This is a genomic window from Pseudarthrobacter phenanthrenivorans, assembly GCF_000813845.1.
GTDB lineage: Bacteria > Actinomycetota > Actinomycetes > Actinomycetales > Micrococcaceae > Arthrobacter > Arthrobacter phenanthrenivorans_B.
The window spans coordinates 67,533-84,840 of the sequence record NZ_JWTB01000017.1; the positions used below are offsets into that span (position 1 = coordinate 67,533).

The 17,308-nt window shown below is 66.1% G+C and carries 14 protein-coding genes and 1 tRNA gene; 2 read left to right on the top strand and 13 right to left on the bottom strand.

The genetic code is table 11. The annotated features are described in order from the left end of the window. Positions 1–4 precede the first annotated feature (4 nt). From RM50_RS09275 to tmk, 12 genes are all read right to left on the bottom strand, one after another. The gene (locus RM50_RS09275) at positions 5–1,000 is read right to left on the bottom strand and encodes a polysaccharide deacetylase family protein (protein ID WP_240471924.1); all 996 of its coding nucleotides are present in this window, start codon (positions 998–1,000) and stop codon (positions 5–7) included. Between the two features lie 86 nt (positions 1,001–1,086). Next, positions 1,087–3,075, bottom strand: a complete 1,989-nt coding sequence (locus tag RM50_RS09280) for an APC family permease (protein WP_156133858.1) — start codon at positions 3,073–3,075, stop codon at positions 1,087–1,089. Positions 3,076–3,193: 118 nt separating this feature from the next. Continuing rightward, positions 3,194–4,252, bottom strand: a complete 1,059-nt coding sequence (locus RM50_RS09285) for a DUF2235 domain-containing protein (protein ID WP_043452144.1) — start codon at positions 4,250–4,252, stop codon at positions 3,194–3,196. Positions 4,253–4,560: 308 nt separating this feature from the next. Next, positions 4,561–5,643, bottom strand: a complete 1,083-nt coding sequence (locus RM50_RS09290) for a glycerophosphodiester phosphodiesterase family protein (protein WP_043452063.1) — start codon at positions 5,641–5,643, stop codon at positions 4,561–4,563. Positions 5,644–5,732: 89 nt separating this feature from the next. Beyond that, a complete protein-coding gene (locus RM50_RS09295; RefSeq protein ID WP_052260101.1) occupies positions 5,733–7,427 on the bottom strand; it encodes a phospholipase C in 1,695 nt (564 codons plus the stop codon). 244 nt (positions 7,428–7,671) lie between these two features. Next, positions 7,672–9,330, bottom strand: a complete 1,659-nt coding sequence (locus tag RM50_RS09300; RefSeq protein WP_052260103.1) for a phosphodiester glycosidase family protein — start codon at positions 9,328–9,330, stop codon at positions 7,672–7,674. Positions 9,331–9,644: 314 nt separating this feature from the next. Next, positions 9,645–10,058 (bottom strand): hypothetical protein, encoded by a 414-nt coding sequence (locus tag RM50_RS09305; protein ID WP_043452066.1) that lies wholly within the window; start codon positions 10,056–10,058, stop codon positions 9,645–9,647. A 110-nt stretch (positions 10,059–10,168) separates the two neighbouring features. Further along, positions 10,169–10,390, bottom strand: a complete 222-nt coding sequence (locus tag RM50_RS09310; protein WP_043452068.1) for a hypothetical protein — start codon at positions 10,388–10,390, stop codon at positions 10,169–10,171. 753 nt (positions 10,391–11,143) lie between these two features. Beyond that, positions 11,144–11,216, bottom strand: a tRNA-Thr gene (locus tag RM50_RS09315). A gap of 105 nt (positions 11,217–11,321) precedes the next feature. After that, a complete protein-coding gene (locus RM50_RS09320) occupies positions 11,322–12,890 on the bottom strand; it encodes an alpha/beta hydrolase (protein ID WP_043452070.1) in 1,569 nt (522 codons plus the stop codon). Next, positions 12,887–14,050, bottom strand: coding sequence for a DNA polymerase III subunit delta' (locus RM50_RS09325; protein WP_043452072.1), 1,164 nt, complete (start codon positions 14,048–14,050; stop codon positions 12,887–12,889). Before RM50_RS09325 ends, RM50_RS09320 begins: the two co-directional genes overlap by 4 nt. Next, entirely contained in the window at positions 14,047–14,760 is a 714-nt protein-coding gene (gene tmk / locus RM50_RS09330; protein ID WP_043452074.1) for a dTMP kinase, read from the bottom strand. The genes RM50_RS09325 and tmk overlap by 4 nt, the downstream gene beginning before the upstream one ends. Before the next feature lie 133 nt (positions 14,761–14,893). Between tmk and RM50_RS09335 the strand changes: the two genes are divergently transcribed. Together RM50_RS09335 and RM50_RS09340 are read left to right on the top strand one after the other, a co-directional pair. Then, positions 14,894–16,084 (top strand): trans-sulfuration enzyme family protein, encoded by a 1,191-nt coding sequence (locus RM50_RS09335; RefSeq protein WP_043452076.1) that lies wholly within the window; start codon positions 14,894–14,896, stop codon positions 16,082–16,084. Between the two features lie 9 nt (positions 16,085–16,093). Continuing rightward, positions 16,094–16,462 (top strand): DUF2516 family protein, encoded by a 369-nt coding sequence (locus RM50_RS09340; RefSeq protein ID WP_043452078.1) that lies wholly within the window; start codon positions 16,094–16,096, stop codon positions 16,460–16,462. Here RM50_RS09340 and RM50_RS09345 read toward each other — a convergent pair. After that, complete coding sequence (locus RM50_RS09345; protein WP_043452080.1) at positions 16,447–17,304, bottom strand: class I SAM-dependent methyltransferase; 858 nt, start codon at positions 17,302–17,304, stop codon at positions 16,447–16,449. The genes RM50_RS09340 and RM50_RS09345 overlap by 16 nt on opposite strands. Positions 17,305–17,308 lie beyond the last annotated feature (4 nt).

The following is a 17,308-nucleotide window of genomic DNA, read 5'->3' on the forward strand; positions in this document are numbered from 1 at the left end:
AACATCAGGGCAGGTGGGTGAAGGATATTCCGGCCGCCAGCAGCTTGTCGACGGCCAGCCTGACACCTTCCGCCGTCCCGCCGTTCGGGTGGTTGCCGTGGCAGATCACCACATCCCCGGGGCGCGCCTTTCCTACCTCGTTGGCAACGACGGCGGCTGGATAGGTTGCGCCGCCGTCGCCATTGATGCTGAAGCCGGCGGGCGCCACGCCCAGTGCGCCCAGGATGTCCACCGCAACGTCGTCCATGTATGCGGTGCCGGGACGGAAGTATCGGGGACGCCGGCCGGTGATGCCGGCCAGCACCTGGTCATTGGACATGATCTCGTCGTAGACTTCCGCGGCGTTCCTGGTCCCGGGGATGCCGTAGGCCGTATTGCCGGTGGTGGACAACGGTTTATGGGACGTGCCGTGGTTGGCGAGTTCAAAGAGCGGGTCGGCTGCGAGGTGCCTGGCCATGGCGGGGTTTGCCGTGATCCAGCGGGAATTGAGGAACAGGGTGGCGGGGATGTGCCGCTGGCGCAGGACGTCGAGCAGCGCCTGGTCATAGGCACTGCCGCCCGGACCGCCGCAGAAGTCGAAGGTGAGGGCGATCGCCCGTGAGGCAGGGGGCAGGTGCGTCAGGACGCCGGGAGCGGCGAGTCCCCAGTACCTGGGCTGATGCTTTCCAAAGGTGTCGGTGATGAGGGTACGTGAAGGCACGGTTACCGCCGGCGTCCCCGATGCTGCGGCGTCCCCGTCCCGGGCGGAGTCCAGAATGGGCAAGGAAGTGCCGCCTGGCCCATCGGCCGGCCCGCCGGGCGCGTCGGAGGCCTCGGAGGCCCGCTTCAGATGCGGCTCCAGGTCCGGTACGGCGGCCGACAACGTCAATACGGCGGCCAAAAGGACACTCCTGCGGCCGGGACCTTTCCCGTCCCGGTTCAGATGGCGGGGGGCATTCACATCGGGTACAGGCTGCAGCGCGCCGGCGCGCGGGTCATCAGCCTGAACATGGGGGGTCATGCCGTGAGGATACCGCGGCAGCCTTGCAATTGCCTGAACCTCAGGTTAAGCGGAGCGGCGGGCGCCCGCCTGAAAGCAGCTGGCTTTTATCCCACGTGGATGCCGGGACGGCGCCGCGGCTCGGGCTCGTTTTCCCGGATGATTTCACGGACCACTGGGGGAGTATCGCCCTGGCCCAGGAGCAGATACCGCATCAAGTGTGCCAGCGGGTTGCCCTCGGACCATTCGAAGTAGGCGTGCGGGATGACGCCGGTGGCATCGCGCAGCGCCAGCAGGATGGCGGCGATGGCGTTCGGGGCAGCCGGGCTCTGGGCGCGCAGGACACGGTGGCCCCCCACGTCCACACCGTTGACCGTCAGGACTTTGCTGAAGCCCGAGGGATCGATGACATCGATCTCGAGGAAAATGACGTCGGCACTCCAAGGGGTCGGGTTGCTGTCCTCCTGGTCCGCCGCTTTTTGGTCGTACTCGGCGACGTCACGTGCCTGCGGTTTGTTAGCGACCAGGGTCAGGCGGCCGTCAAAGTCCAGGGAGTCCTTGATGAACCGGCGTGCGGTGGGGTCAAACTCTATCCGGTCCACACGGAGCTCCGTAGTGCGGGTAACGCGGGAGACGAGGGAAACGGTGACGATGCCGAGGATGAAGAATGCAGAAATCGTGATGCCATCGGGCTTCTCGATCACGTTGGCGGCAAGGGCGTACAACATCACCAACGTCAGGACGGTGAAGCCGACCGCCCGTGCCTGCTGTTTCCTCCGGATCGTGGAAATGGTCACGGCGATGGCACCGGAGACCATCATGACCAGGATTCCCGTGGCATACGCCCCGGCCTGGGCGTTGACATTGGCCTTGAAACCGATCGTGATGAGGACGCTGACTGTGGTGTAAACCAGGACGACAGGCCGGACGGCACGCGACCATTCGGGAGCCATCCCGTAGGACGGCAGGTACCGGGGAACGATGTTGATCAGTCCGGCCATGGCGGAGGCGCCGGCGAACCACAGGATGAGGATGCTGCTGATGTCATAAACCGAACCGAAGACGCTCCCCAGGCGTTCGTGGGCCAGGTACGCGAGTGCCCGTCCGTTGGCTGCCCCTCCTTCCTGGAACGCCTCCGGAGGGATCAGTATTGTCGTGACAACGCTGCTGCCGATGAGGTACACGCTCATGATGAGTGCGGCGGTGGTCAGCAGACGGCGGGTGTTCTTGATCCTGTTGCTGAGCTTTTCCTCGGCAGTTGCGCCGGAGGACGCTACCAACGGCATCATGCTGACCCCGGTTTCGAATCCCGACAGGCCGAGTACCAGCAAGGGAAACGCCACCAGCGCCGGACCGGCGATGCCGGCAGGGCCGGCGCCCTGGGCGGCGAGTTTGGTAGCCCAATCAGTGAAGCTTTCCGGCCTGGACAGGATGTCCATGATCCCGACGCCGATGGTCACGGCGTTCAGCAGCAGGAAGACAGCCACCAGGGGAATGGCGACAGCCACGGCTTCGGAGAACCCGAGCAGGAAGACGCCGCCAAGGATCAGCAGGAGAACCACCGTGATGGGCACTGCCTGCCCCTCAAGGAATGGAGGCAGGAAGGGATTCTCCAGCAGGTGGACGGTGGCGTCGGCGGCGGACAGGGTGATGGTGATGATCCACGAGGTCGCCACGAACCCCAGCAGCACCAGGACGAATACCTTCCCGCGCCAGAACGGCAACAACTTTTCGAGCATTGCCACGGACCCTTGGCCATGCGGGCTCTCGAATGCCACCCGCCGGTACATGGGCAGCATGCCCAGGAGCGTCAGGGCAACGATGAGCAGGGTTGCCAGCGGCGAGAGCGCTCCGGCCGCCAGCGCGGCAATTCCGGGGAGGTAGGACAGCGTGGAAAAGTAGTCCACCCCCGTCAGGCACATCACCTTCCACCAGCTTTGCTGGCCCTCTTCGTGCTCCGGCGCTTCAAGGCCTTCCGGCTGGTGGACACGGTTCTCCAGCAGCCAATGGACCAGTGGATTGCGCGGGCGTGCGGCCTGGGAGGGCCGCGGGACACTCTCCGGCACGGAGTGCTGGGTCGACGCAGTCACGATCATCCCCTCTGTTGGTCCGGACACCACCGGCTCCCTGGTCGGAAGGCCCCTGTTGGTAACCCGGGAGCGTAGCACCGGCCGTGTGCGGGTCAAGGGCAGGCGCAGCGATCTTGACGCTTTCTTAACGGGCTCCTTCCGCCATGAGGTAATCGACCAGGTTCGGCGGCCGGTACGTTGGGTCTGCCTGGTGCCGTTCCATGGCTGACGGGGCTACGCGTTCATGGCCCGGATCAGTAGTGCCAATGGGCCGGACGTAGGTCGGAAGTAGCCGCCATAATCCGGTACGCGATTCCTGGATGGCGCCCAGGTACGGGCTGCCCGCATCTGCGGGGCTTCCCTGCAGCGCTTCCGGACGGAAGGCAAGACCGCAGCTCTGTGCGCGGTCAACGATCCACTTCAGGGGTATATCGGAAAGCTCGCTGCTCCTGTTTCCACCGCCAACATCGCCGTGGGTTCCGGTAAACCACACCTGTTCCAGTCTTTGGCTGCCGGCGCCGGACTGCTGATGCCAGAGGGCCGGCAGGAAGGGCCGGCGTTTCTCGTCAATTGCCAGCGCCTGGAAAGCATTGTCAACGGTGGTGGACAAATCCACGTCATGGAACGCCCATCGGCGGTTCCACCTGTCGACGAGCGGCACCCCGGTAAGGGGGATGCCCAGGGCTCCCACTGTGTCCCAGACCGCGATGCACTTAATCCGGGCTTCGTAGGAGAACGACCTGCGGAAAAGGATGGCTTCGATGGAGCGCGGGTGTGCGGTGGCGGTGCGGTCCATGTAGAGGGAGTACGCCTCGTTCAGCCGGTTACGGAAGCGCCGCCGGAGGACCCCGGCGTTCCTGATCAGGCCGGCTGTGCTTCGCGCCGTGTAGGCTCCACGGCTAAAACCGAAAAGGAACAACTCGTCGCCGGGTTGGTAGTTCCCCACGATGAAGCGGTATGCCGCGATGACGTCGTGGGAGAGACCCGCTCCGAAGGCGCCCCCACCCAGCCGGTTCCGAGGTCCGGAGCCAATGCCCCGGTGGTAGAAAACCCGCTGTTCAAGATCAGTGCCCGCCTCGTCCCGGCCTGCTGCATCGATGGCCAGGGCCAGTTTCGTGACGTTTGTGGGACGGGGCTGTCCATCTTCGGTTTGGTCCGGTGTTGCCCAGGTCCCGTCGCAGCAGACAACGATTCGCTTGGCCATCCCGACTTCCCTGGAACCGGTTGGTGAAGTTGAAAGCTCCACCACTTTTCTGGATTTCCATTTGGGTATACACCCGGAAACAGGTGGCGTCTACGGCCCGTTCAGCCGCTTAGCCCAGAACGTCGGCACTGGTAGTGGCAAACGAACCGTCGTCCCGTTCCCCGGGGCTCAGGCAGGAAGAGGGCGCGCCCCGTTCGCTGGGCGCGCCCTTTCCCTGAAACCGTTCACGCCTGGTCCCATGGCATTTCCTCCCCCGGGTGTGCAGCCGTTCGCATTCGGCTTGCATACTAAGGGATCTGACCCGCCGGTCAGTTGGTTGCTGAGGCTCCCGGTTCCAGGGTGAACTGCTTGGGGAGCTTCAGGCCCCGCTCGGCCATGACGTCACGCAGCACGTTCGGGTAGTCGGTGATGAGGCCGTCCACGCCGTCGTCCATGAGTTTGTGCATCGTCGGCTTGTCGTCAACGGTCCACGGGATGACCTGCATGCCCTTGGCGTGGGCGCGGTTCACCATGTCGGCCGTCACGTAGGGGACGTATCCGGGGTCCGTTACGGTACCGTTCTGCGGCGTGCCGTGGACGGGGGAGATGGCGTCAAAGCCAAGGGAAGCAGCGGAGTCGACGAGGTCGCCGCCGAAGTCATCGGAGTCGATGCCGCCCAGCCAAGGCGACTTGCCCGGTTGTCCGGCCTGCAGGAAGTCCTTGTTGGTCAGGGCCACGGTGCGGATGCCGGGCTGGCGTTCCTTCACGAGGTGCAAGGAGCCCCAGTCGAAGCTTTCGATGGAAACGCGCTCGGCCATATGCGCTTTGTTGATTTCGCGCAGGGCCACCTCGACGAACTGCTCACGGGGCGCGGTCTGCTCTGGTGCGCCGGCCTCGACCTTGGTCTCGATGTTGAACTTCACCTGGCTGGCCCGGTAGCGGTTGGCCAGATCGAAGACTTCGGCGAGGGTGGGCATCTTGGCGCCGGGGGAGGCCTGCTGGCCGGGGAACTGGGGCAGGGTCTGGGAGCCGCAGTCCAGGCTGCGGACCTGGTCAAAGGTGAGGTCCTTGATGTACTTGCCGACATAGGGGTAGGACGGGTCACCGGCAGTGACGGGGGCGGTGTCCTTGCACTTCTGGCCGCTGATCTTGCGGTCGTGGGTGATGACTTCCCGGCCGTCCTTGGTGATCTGCAGGTCCAGCTCCAGGGTGGAGACGCCCGTCTCGATGCCCTTGGCGAAGGAGGCCAGGGTTGACTCGACGGTCAGGCCGATCCCGCCGCGGTGGGCCTGCAGGTCGAAGTGGTTGTCCGTGCCGTTGGGGTTGGTATCGGCGGCGTGGGCCGGGAGGGATGTTCCCAGGGCGAGGCCGGCGGTAATGGCAGCCGCGGTCAGCAGCTTCGTGTACTTCATGGGTTCTCCAAGGTTTTTGTGATGGGTAGGCCCGTGGGCCTGGAACGGGCTGCGGCTTGCGGCCGTCAGCACGATAAAGGGCTCCGGGGTCAGCGGCCCTGGACGTTGCCGTTGTGGCTGATGGAGGCGACCGCACCGGTCTGTTCGTTGAGCAGGACCTTGTCGTTGCGGGCGTGGTGGAAGTTGAACATGGCATTCATGGACCCGGCGGTTGCATCGGCTGAGGAGTCACCGATGGTGCCGGTGTGCCAGTTGTCCTCAATGAACCGCAGGATGGAGGCCTGGTCGGTTTCGGTGTGGTCCACGAAGTTCTTTTTCGCGAACGGGGAGATGACGACCAGCGGCTGGCGGGGACCGGGGCCGCAGCGGTCGGCGTAGCCGCCGGCCACCGGAACACCGGCCGCGGCCGCTGCCTGGCACCATGCGGCGTCGTCGGGGCTGTTGGAGGCGTTCTTCACCTGGGCGGCAACGTGGTCATACCAGCCGTCGGAATCGTCGTAGGCGAGGACAATGGCGGTGTCTTCCCAGTTCTTCGACTGCTGGATCTGGTTGACGGTTTTGGCGATGAAGTTCTGCTCATCGACCGGGTCGGAGTAGGCGGCGTGGCCGTCCTGGTAGTTGGAGGCTTTCAGGAAGGACACGGCGGGCATGTTGTCGCTGTTGACGACCTTGTTGAAGTCGGTCAGGTCGTACTGGTGGTTGGCCTGGCCGTTGTGCCCGATTTCCGCGTCGTTCGCCGGGGCCAGGTGGTGCGGGTTGGCGGTGGAGGCGTAGTACTGGAAGGGCTGGTGGTGCGGGTTGTAGTCCGTGCTGGAGACACCGGCCACGTTGTTGTGGGTGCTCTTGCAGGCCGCCGGGGTTGTTGCGGTGGCCGCGGCGGTGGGCGTGAAGCCGCCCTGGAACCAGCCCCAGGACACGCCCTGGTCGTTGAGCAGGTCGCCGATGTTTTTGCCGGTCATGCCGGCAAGGTTGTTGGTCTTGGCGTGGCTGTTGTTGGAGCAATCGTCGTAGACCGGGTCCGGGTCGTTGATCATGGTGCCGACGCCGTTGGCGTCAGGGACGCGGACCGTGTAGTCGCTGGCGGTGGGCGTCACCGGCTGGCCGGCAGCGGTGAATTCCTTGACACCGTGGGTCTGGCCGGCGACCAGGCTCAGCGCGCCCGGGGTGGAGGGCCCGAAGACGGTGCTGAAGTGGTTGTCGCTCATGGCGTAGTTCTGGGCGTAGTTCCAGATGCCGGTGACGGTGTTGCCGTCGTAGTAGTCCATCGTCAGGCCGGGGCGTCCGTACTGGTTGGGCGCACATGCGTCCTTGCTGGTGAACTCCACGAACTTATCCATCAGGCCGCCGTTGTACGCCTTCTGCTCGGCGGTGTACTCATGGTCCTGGTCGCAGGTGACGGCCTGCATCGGGGAGAGCCGCGCCGGCTGGACCGAGTTGGGGTTGTTCGGTGCCAGCAGCCCGGCGTTCGCCAGGGTGTTGACGTCCTTGGGGGTGTCGTCAGAGGCCTTGAAGGCGGCCGCGGGGGAGCCTGTGCCCTGCTGGGTTTCGCCGGCGGTGTTGGCGGCGTTGGGGTAGGTGGCGAAGTAGTGGTCGAACGACACGTTTTCCTGGAAGAGGACGACAACGTGTTTGATCGGCGTCGCGGTGCCGTCCGTGGTGTTGCCGGCGGTGGCCGGTGTGGCGCCGAAGCCGACCAGCCCTGCCGTCAGGGTCGAGGCCGCCAGGGCCGCAGCGCAGGCGGCGGCAGCCCGCTTCCTGGTCAATAGTTTTCGTGGTTCAAGCATGGGGAGACCAATCCTTTGTGGGGTCCCGGCGGCGCCGGATTATGTCCTGCTGTGCGGCGGGGATGCCGCGGACGGGGCGTCGTCAATACAACGGCCCGTCATGGTGTGGTTGAGGCCGCTCCGCGCTGACTCTCAACGGTTCGAAGCTACTCGGCAGTAATGAACCGGGTATGACCGGCTGGTGAACGGAGGACGAGCAGGCCCGCCGATGGCCGTGGGGGTGTGGCCGGCGGGCCTGACCACGCTAGTTCTTTGCGCCCGGCAGGAGCAGGAGGGCGTCGCCGACGGGGCGTTCGCCGGTGGCGTCCGACGGGGAGTTCATGACCTGGCCGCCTTGGACCATGGTGGTGGATCCGCCACCGTCCAGGTTCATGGCGTTGACCATTCCGAGGGACCTGGCCACGTGGGCTTCTTCGTTCAGGCTCAGGCCAAGGGAGGTGGTTTGGCGTCCGTCGGCGGTGACCAGCAGGGTGCGGCCCTGGGCGTCGACGCCGGCGAAGGTGCGGGGGTTGCGCTTGTGGACCCAGCCGTAGAAGAAGCTGTTGCTGTCGTTGGTCCGAACCATGCCGTCGCGTTTGGCCGTGACGTCCAGCTGGCCGTTCCGGACCAGGGTCGGGCCGCCGTTGACGACGTCGGTGGTGGCACTGGTCTTCAGGGTCTTGCCGCTTTCGGTGAGCAGGTCAGTGTCGACCACCAACTTCTTGCCGGGGACGGCCAGGGCGGCGAGCTTGTCGACGTCCGAGCCGATGGCCTGCAGGGTACGTCGGCCGGCGGGGACCGCGGTGCCGCGGGTGTGGTTGACCGCGGTGACGGTTCCCTGGGCGTCCAGGACGACCTCGAGTCCGGGGCCGGACGGGGTGGTGTGGCCGTACTCGGGGGTGAAGGCGACGATTTCGTCGGCGTCCGTGCAGGTGAAGTCGTGCAGCGGAAGGTTGGTCGGGGTGTCGTCAGTGCCGCCGCAGTTGCGGATCAGCCCGGGCACCCGGTCGATCCCGTCCAGGGGGAGTTCGCCGGCGCCGGGAGCGCTGACGGTGCCATGCCAGTGCAGCCGCTGGATGGACGTGCCGTTCTTATCCAGGACCAGGGAGGGCCGGTCGCCGACGGGTTCGCTGAGGACCTTGCCGTCGTGCACTGCGGCTCCCGCGGGGTCGCCCGGGGCACCAGCTGCGGGATCCATGGTGAAGAACCCCCCGTTCACCGCTGCCAGCGCACCGGAAGCAGCGGAGAGCTGGCTGGTGGTTTCGCGGTCTTCGAGGGTGGGGCCGAAGGAGGAGGTGAGGTCGCCGTCGAACTCTTTCGGGTCAATGGTCAGCACCTGCAGGTTCCAGGGGCCGCGGTCGTCCTCGCTGGTGCCGGCGTCGCCGTCCCAGCCGGTGTAGATCATCGAGGCTTTGTAGCCGGCGGCCTTGATCTGATCGATCGTGGCGGAGCCGTCCGCCTTGGACCCGAACTGGCCCACTCGGACCCGGTAGCCGAGGTCCCCGCCAGCGTCCGCCAGCCGGGGTGACTGGACGTGCTCGACGCGGGCGGTGAGGCCTGTGGCGGTGAGCTTGTCTGCGACCATCTGGGCCTTCGCCTGGGTGGACAGGGCGGAGGCCGGGGCGTCGGGGTCCGGCGAGGTGGACGGGACGGCGACTTCAGCGGTCCAGAAGAAGTCCTGGGTCGGCGCGCCGCGGGTGATTGTGGTCCGGGTCAGCCCAGGGGCCAGGGTGGTGACGTTCCGCGTCTCGGGCAGGTCCTGCGCACCGAGATCAAGATGGGCGGAGGATGGCGCGGCATTCTGCTGATCCGGGGCTGCCGGTGCCGCGGTGGAGGCGCCCGCCGGTGTGAGGAAGGCGAAGGGAAGGGACGCGGCCAGGGCGGTGATGACAGCGCGGCGGTGACGATGACTGGGGGTGATCATGGTTATCGACACTAAGGTGCCGTGAAGTCAGAGCAGGCTCCCGGACACTGCGGTTCCTGATGCTTTGGGAAGTGTTCATCAGCCGTTGGGGAGTCCTTGTCCAAATGTTCCTGCCCGGTGCCGTAACCCTCACCGGTGACACGGGAAAGGCGCGCCCCGTTCGCTGAGCGCGCCCTTCGCTTTCCCATTCCCCCCGCACCGGATCCCCATCCGATGTCCACCATCATAAGCATGCTTACCAATGTGCGCGCAAGCCCGATTGCGTCTTCGTAGCGGAAGCGCCACCAATTCGTCATTTCCCTGGTGGGTGCAGCCTAGGGCAGGTGTTGGCTTGTGCCCCGGGCCACGGCGTCGACAAGCATCTCGTTCAGTGTGACCCATCTGGAGGACCAGCCGAGCCAGTAGGAGCCGCGGATCCATTCCTCACGGATAGGCTCTTTGCTGCGGGTCGTCCCGACCTCCAGATGCAGCCGGTACAGCTCCGCGTCGGTGCCGACAGCCAGGCCTGTGTCGGGAAACAGGACCCAGCCGAAGACAGAAGTGCGATGCCTTCGATGGCCGCTGTAGGTCTCCAGCGGCAGGGGATGAATGCCGCGGGCCTGGGCGGTCTGGACGAACTCGACCAGGCGTCGCCTGAGTACCTGCTGCCGCTCCGCCTCATCGGGGTTGTGTGCCTGGGCACGATGACGGTCCGCCGGCAGCCTGTTCGGGTCCTCTGGAAGTCCCATGCCCGCATACTTACACAACCGGCCCCGCCTGTGTACCGGTAAGTTGCCCCTGGTATCCGGCTGAATGGCGCCGGGCCATTGTTGGAGCTCGGATGCCAGTGAAGGCCTGGCTACCTTCTGCGGTCGAGGAGCCAGGACGGATCCATGTCGGGTTCCGGGCGCCGGCGGAGCCTTCTGAACAGGGTGATGAACGGCAACAGAAGCAGTTCCAGCAAACCGCTGGCGATCAGCAGTGCGACGAGCAGGACAATGACCGGCAGGTAGAGGAGGAAGACCCCGCCCATTGCGGCAAGGTAGCCGGCCGTGTAGCTGAGGATCGTCCCGGTATCCATGATGGCTCCTTAATGCTGATGCGGACGTCGGATTCTTTGGAGCCTCAACCGGCGGGGCACCGGGTTTTGACCTGTTACGGGCGGGACAGGCCGCCGCGACCGGTGCGGCCGGTAGCTGGTGAGGTTCGCAGGCGGGGGAGCCGAAGCAACCACCGAGGACCCTTTCCTGCGGCGGCGCAGCGTCAGAAGGACAAGCAGGGTCAGGCCGACCCACACGAAGGCAACAACGAAGATCAGCGCCACGGACTGGGCCGTTGTCATGGCCGGGTCCCCCGGGAAGGCGCGGAGTGCCGCAGCGGCAGTTTGCAGGGCAAGTGATGGTCAGCGATGGACATGGTGCCCCGGCTCTTGAAGGCTACCGTTGGGCTGGCTGCATAACTCGGTAGGTCAAGTTTCCGCCCACCGCCTCTGGGCGGCAAGGGCGCCGGACCTCGACAACCGCGCCGTTACCGAACTGCGGCCTTGGTGACGGCTTGGGGATTCCGCGGACCCAGTACGTGATCAATCATTGCCGGCCCGACCCTGCCCTGATGGTCAGGTAGCCGTGCCTTGGAAGTGGCTCGGCTCTTAGTAGATCCCCGGCTGAGATCCCGATGACTGGCCATCCGGCAAGCGCTGCAGTTCTGCGAGCGGTCTCCAGGACGAGCTCGTCACTTTTGAGGTCTTCGGCTGACGCCGAAGTGATCTCCACCCGTTAACCAGCGAAAAACCCCGGAAACCCCTAAAAGAAGGGGCTGTCCGGGGTTTATCCCGAGCTTCCTATCAGAATCGAACTGATGACCTTTTCATTACGAGTGAAACGCTCTACCGACTGAGCTAAGGAAGCACCGCATGAAATCCCCGGCGGAACCGGGCGCCTCATGCAAGAGTCAACTGTAATAGAGTCCCGCGGCCCCGGTCAAAATGGGATGGATGGAACCGGGTGGAGCGGTCAGCAGACCGTATTGTCCGCCGGAAGCTTGCCGCTGACCAGGTAGTTGTCCACCGAGTCTTCCAGGCAGCTGTTGGCCCGGCCATAGGCGGTATGCCCTTCACCCTTCCACGTCAGCAGAGATGCATTTCCCAGCTGCTTGCGCAGCGAGGCTGCCCAGTCAACGGGAGTGGCTGGATCACCCGTCGTGCCAATGACGACGATGGGGGACTTCCCGCTGTATTCCACCGGCGCCGGGGCCCGGAGATTCTTGTAGGGCCAGCCGGCGCAGGTTACGCCGCCGTAGGCAAAGTAGTAGCCGAGAGTGGGGGAGTCCTGTTCGAGGCGCTTCTGTTCGGCACGCATCCCGGCCGTGTCCGAAACCATTGGGTAGTCAAGGCAGTTGATTGCATTGAACGCGAACGTGGAATTCGACGTGTAGGAACCGTCGGACGCCCTGTCGGCGGCAAGGTCGGACAGCCGCAGCATCAGGCTCACGTCACCCGACACCGCGGCCTCAAGCGCCTGGGTGAGGGCCGGCCAGCTTTGGTCGTTGTAAAGCGGGGTGATCAGTCCGCTCACGAACATGGTCGCGTTGACCTTCCGGCCGTCCTTGGCCGTTTGGGGTGTCTGCTCGATGGCGGCGATCAGGTCCCGGATCTGCTGTACGCCGGAGTCCACATCGCCGCCCAGCGGGCACTTGCCCTGCCGCTGGCAGCTGGCGACGTAGCTGCGGAGCGCCTTTTCGAAGGCGCGGGCCTGGCCGCTGGTCAGTTCCTCGTTGCTGATGGACGGATCCAGTGCGCCGTCCAGGACCATTCGGCCCACGTTGTCCGGGAAGAGGGAGGCGTAGGTGGAACCCAGGAATGTGCCGTACGAGTACCCCAGGTAATTCAGCTTTGTGTCGTTCACGACGGCGCGCAGAACGTCCAGGTCCTTGGCGGCGCTGACAGTGTCAATATGGCCCAGCACAGGGCCCGTCTGGGCTGCGCACTGGTCCGCAATCGCCTTGTTGTCAGCCCTTGCCGCGGACAGTCCGGCGTCGGTTTCCAGCGCATAGATTTTGGCCCGGGAGGCATCCCGTTCCGCATCCGACATGCATGTGACCGGAGCGGAACGCTTCACGCCCCGGGGGTCGAAGCCCACCAGGTCATAGGCGTTGCGGACTGCCGCCGAGAAATGCGTCGCTGCAGCGTCTTTGACAAAGTCGTAACCGGAGGCGCCCGGACCGCCGGGGTTGACCAGGAGGCTGCCGGTCTTCTTTCCTGTGCTGGCAGCGCGCAGCGCCGCAAGCTGGATGGTCCCGCCGCCGGGGTTTGCATAATCAAGCGGCACCGTTACCTTGGCGCACTGGAATTCCCCTTCGCAGGGCTGCCACACCACTTCCTGGGAGTAGAACTTCTCCAGCCCGGCGGGCGCGGACGCAACAATCGAGGGGTCGGCTTTCGCGGTGGCCGCTTCCGGCGGGTTCCGGTCCCCACCGTTCAACAGGCTGCACGAGGCCAACAGCATGGCCAGTGCCATGGCGCCGGCTGCGCGGGCTGCCGCATTCAGGGACCTGTGGCGTGCGGGCAGGGGGCGGGCAGTCATCGGGTCTCCTTGGAGGGCTGGATCAGGCTGGCCGCCATGGACTCGATAGCCAGCAGCGGGGCAACGTTGGTGGTGGTAATGCGTTCGCGGGCTTTGTTGATGGCGTCCATGCGGGCCAGGGTGGTTTCGGCGGAGGTGCGGGCGGCGAACTCCTCCAGTTCACTCGTCAGCTCAACATTAACCAGTTCCACTGCGTTCCCGAGCTGGATGATCAGTACGTCCCGGTAGAAGGACAGCAGATCAGTGAGCGTCCGGTCCAGGGAGTCAGTGATGGATCTCTTGGCCCGCCGTTTTTGGTCGTCTTCCAGCTGTTTCAGTTGGCTGCGCATCGCCGGGGGCAGGGTTCCGGATTCTGGAGCTCCCAGCGTTGCCAGGAGGGCTGCCTTCTCCGCGGCGTCCCGCTCCTCGTTGGAGCTGTTGGCCTCGGCGGTGGCGATCTTGACCAGCTTGTCCGCCATCATCACGGCCGCGGTCACGCCGCGCAGCCCCAGCGGAAACCTCACGGTCTCCAGGCGGCGTTCCCTGGCCTCGGGATCCCTCGCAAGCCGCCGGGCGATGCCCACATGGCTTTGCGCCGCCCGGGCCGCCTGCTCTGCGAGTGCGGGGTCTACGCCATCGCGCCGGACCAACAGGGCGGCGACGTCGGACGCGGGCGGGAGCCGCAAGGCAACGCTGCGGCAGCGGGACCGGATGGTAACCAGGACGTCGGCAGGGGACGGTGCACAGAGCATCCATACCGTCCGCGGCGTAGGTTCCTCAATGGCCTTGAGCAGCACATTGGTGGTGCGCTCGGCCATGCGGTCGGCATCCTCCACCACGATGATCCGCCACCGCCCCGACGACGGCCGGTTGCCGGCGGTGGCCACCAGTTCCCGGGCTTCGTCGATGGTGATGGTGACCTTCTCGGTGCGTACGAAAGTCACGTCGGAGTGGGTTTCCCCCAGGATCGTGTGGCACGCCTGGCAGTGGCCGCAGCCGCGCAGGCGGACGTCCTCCTGGTCGCAGTTCAATGCGGCCGCGAACGCCTTGGCGGCATTGGAACGGCCCGACCCCGGCGGACCGGTGAACAGCCAGGCGTGCGTCAACGCCTCGCCGCTGGCGGCCTGGCGCAGCTGCCCGACGACGGCTGGCTGGCCTTGGAGGTCGTCCCAGACAGTCACGGGGCGCCCCCGTTGGTGGCGGACCCGTGCGCTGCCGGCTCCGGGGCAGCGCTCCCCGCCGGGGCGGCGGCGGGTCCAGGGAGCAGGGTGTCAACCCGGGCGAGGATCCGGCGGGCCAGTTCATCGACCGGCAAGTGGGCAGGGAGGACCAGGTAGGAGTCGGGGCGTCCCGCTGCCAGGTCAAGGAAGGCGTTCCGGATCCGGGTGTGGAACTCGTCGGCCTCCGACTCAAGGCGGTCCTCGGCTGCCTGGCCCGCGGTCCGGCGGCGTCGCCCCAGTTCCGGGTCGACGTCCAGCAGGACGGTGAGGTGAGGCTGCAGGCCGGAGGTGGCCCACTCATTGACGGAGCGCACGGCGTCCTGGCCGAGGCCGCGGCCGGCCCCCTGATAGGCGACGGAGGAGTCGATGTAGCGGTCCGTCAGCACGATTTCCCCGCGGTCCAGGGCAGGCCGGATGATCTGGCTGGCATGGGCGGCGCGGGATGCCGCAAAGATGAGGGCTTCCGTATGGGCGTCAATCTCGCCGTTGCCATGGTCCAACACCAGGGAGCGCAGTTTCTCGCCCACGGGAGTGCCGCCCGGTTCACGGGTACGGAGCACGGCGTAGCCACGGGATTCGAGTACCGACGCAAGCCGGGCCGCCTGGGTGGACTTGCCGGCGCCGTCGCCACCTTCGAATGCGATGAATATGCCGGCGCTCTGTTTGTTCACTTCTCAAGCCTACCGAGGGGTGGGGACATTGTCGGCCTCCGCGGACACCCTGTGCAGGAAGGGTGGATGAACCGGCGTCCACAAAGCGTCACCGCTTTCCGGCGGTTTCGTCAGGAACAGTACCCTTTTGACCATGAGTCTTTCCGAGCACCAGGCCGCATCACTTTCGCCCGAGACTGTCGTGGTGGCGGCGGGACGTCCGCCGCGGGAAAGGGACCAGCCGGTGAACCCGCCCATCACACTGTCCTCCACCTATTTCGGTACAGGCCCCCTGGGCGACGGTGACAGGGGCTACGGCCGGTACTCGAACCCCACCTGGGATCCGTTCGAGGAAGCGCTTGGCCAGCTGGAAGGATCCGCGCTGCCCGGGCTCCTGTACGCGTCCGGTCTGGCCGCTGTCAGTTCAGCATTGTCGCTGATCCCCGCCGGTGGCGTGTTGGTGATGCCGAACCACAGCTACTCGGGGTCGCTGGTCATGGCCTCGGAACTCGCCCGGAAGGGGTTTCTTGAGCTCCGCACCGTGGACATCGCGGACACTGATGCCGTGAAGGCCGCCCTGGCGCCCCAGGGTCCGGCCGGGAAGGCCGCGTCGATGTTGTGGCTGGAAAGCCCCACCAACCCCATGCTGGGAATCGCGGACATGTCCGCCGTCGCGGCGGCCGCGCACGATCACGGCGCAATCGTCGTTACGGACAACACCTTCTCCACCCCCTTGGTCCAGCAACCCCTGCTGCTGGGATCCGACGTCGTCCTGCATTCGGTGACCAAGTACCTTGCCGGGCACTCCGACGTCGTCCTTGGAGCGCTGGTCACGCCGGACCCGGACCTCCGCTCGGCACTGCTCCACCACCGCATCATCCACGGCGCCATCGCCGGTCCGTTCGAGGCATGGCTGGCGCTCCGGGGCCTGCGGACCCTCGCCCTCCGGGTGGAACGGTCCCAGGACTCGGCCGTGGTCCTGGCGGAACGCCTCGCCGCGCACCCTGCCGTCCAATCCATCCGTTTCCCGGGGCTGGGCACCGATCCCGGCCACACCCGCGCCAAGGAACAAATGAAGGGCTTTGGCTCCATCATCTGCATCCAGGTGGCACCTTCGGCCGGACTCAGTGGAGCCGACGCTGCGGACAAACTGGTGCAGGCCCTGAACCTCTGGCTGCCTGCCACATCCCTGGGCGGAGTGGAGTCCCTGATCGAGCGCCGGCGCCGGCACTCGGCCGAACCTGCCAGCGTGCCGGAGAACCTGGTCCGCCTCAGCGTCGGCGTGGAAAATGTTGAGGACCTCTGGGCCGACCTGAAGCAGGCGCTGGACGCGCTGGGCGGCTAGGCTGGGCTTGTGGACGGCGAACTACTTATCCAGCCTGTAGAGCGGGCAGTGTTTTTAATCCTTGCCTTTGTGGCATTCGGCCTTGAGCTGTGGGCGGTTGTTGATTGCGTCAGGCACCGGGCCAACGCCTTCGAAGCCACCGGCAAGCGCACCAAAATGTTCTGGCTTGCCCTCACCGGCGGCGCTGTCTTTATCGGCGGCATCTCGCTCTATTCGACCCTGAGCGTCGGTGGCAGCGGCGGTTTCTTCAGCACGCTCGGCCTGTTCGGACTCGCCGCTGTGGTGGCCGCCTCGGTCTACCTGGCCGACGTCCGGCCCGCCGTCAAGGACGCAGGCCGCGGAGGCAGCCGCAACATGGGCCCCTACGGCCCCTGGTGATCCAGGGGTGCCACTGACTCCCAGTCCACGGTCAGTTCGCCCAGCCGCCATCTGGCAGGTCCGTCCTGGACCGGCCAGCCGGCGCCGCGCATGCTCCGGCACATGCCCACCCAACGCTGCCGGTTGCCAAACGAGGCGAGCGGGGCGCTTTCAAGCCACGCCCTGTCCATTGCCTGCATAAAGGCGTGCACCGGTTCGCCGGGGACGTTGCGGTGGATGAGTGCCTTCGGCAGCCGCTCTGCCACGTCCGACGGCAGGTCGAAGCTGCCGAACCGGACCGAGATGCTCAGGGACAGCGGACGGTCCCGGTCGAGCGCCACCCAGGTGACACGGCGCCCGATTTCGTCGCAGGTGCCGTCGACGAACAGGCCCTCCGGAGACAACCGCTCCTGCACCAGCCGCCAGATGCCGGGAACGTCGGCTTCCTCGTATTGCCGCAGCACATTGAAGGCGCGGACCACGACAGGGCGTCCCGGCACAGGCAACTCGAAGCCGCCAACGTGGAAGGTCAGCCCGGGCCGCTGCAGCGGCAGTGCCGCCCGGACCCGCTCCGGCTCAATCTCGATGCCGCAGACCCGCACGTCCGGCCGGACAGCGGCCAGCCGGTCATGGAGTTCGACGGCGGTCGCGGGGCTGGCGCCGTAGCCCAGGTCCACCACAAGCGGGTCCGCCGCGGAGCGGAGGCGCCAGGCCTGGGGCCCGGCGAGCCACCGGTCCAGCCGCCGCATCCGGTTCGGGTTGGTGGTGCCCCGGGTGACGTTGCCTACCGGCCGGCCCTGCCTGGCGGCGGCAATCCTGCCGGAAAGTTGCGGGGCGTTGACCCGTTCAGCCTTTTGAACCACCGAC

Coding starts and splice junctions, on each gene's coding strand:
- RM50_RS09275 (WP_240471924.1), bottom strand. CDS start 1,000: ATGACCCCCCATGTTCAGGCTGATGACCCGCGCGCCGGCGCGCTGCAG.
- RM50_RS09280 (WP_156133858.1), bottom strand. CDS start 3,075: ATGATCGTGACTGCGTCGACCCAGCACTCCGTGCCGGAGAGTGTCCCG.
- RM50_RS09285 (WP_043452144.1), bottom strand. CDS start 4,252: ATGGCCAAGCGAATCGTTGTCTGCTGCGACGGGACCTGGGCAACACCG.
- RM50_RS09290 (WP_043452063.1), bottom strand. CDS start 5,643: ATGAAGTACACGAAGCTGCTGACCGCGGCTGCCATTACCGCCGGCCTC.
- RM50_RS09295 (WP_052260101.1), bottom strand. CDS start 7,427: ATGCTTGAACCACGAAAACTATTGACCAGGAAGCGGGCTGCCGCCGCC.
- RM50_RS09300 (WP_052260103.1), bottom strand. CDS start 9,330: ATGATCACCCCCAGTCATCGTCACCGCCGCGCTGTCATCACCGCCCTG.
- RM50_RS09305 (WP_043452066.1), bottom strand. CDS start 10,058: ATGGGACTTCCAGAGGACCCGAACAGGCTGCCGGCGGACCGTCATCGT.
- RM50_RS09310 (WP_043452068.1), bottom strand. CDS start 10,390: ATGGATACCGGGACGATCCTCAGCTACACGGCCGGCTACCTTGCCGCA.
- RM50_RS09320 (WP_043452070.1), bottom strand. CDS start 12,890: ATGACTGCCCGCCCCCTGCCCGCACGCCACAGGTCCCTGAATGCGGCA.
- RM50_RS09335 (WP_043452076.1), top strand. CDS start 14,894: ATGAGTCTTTCCGAGCACCAGGCCGCATCACTTTCGCCCGAGACTGTC.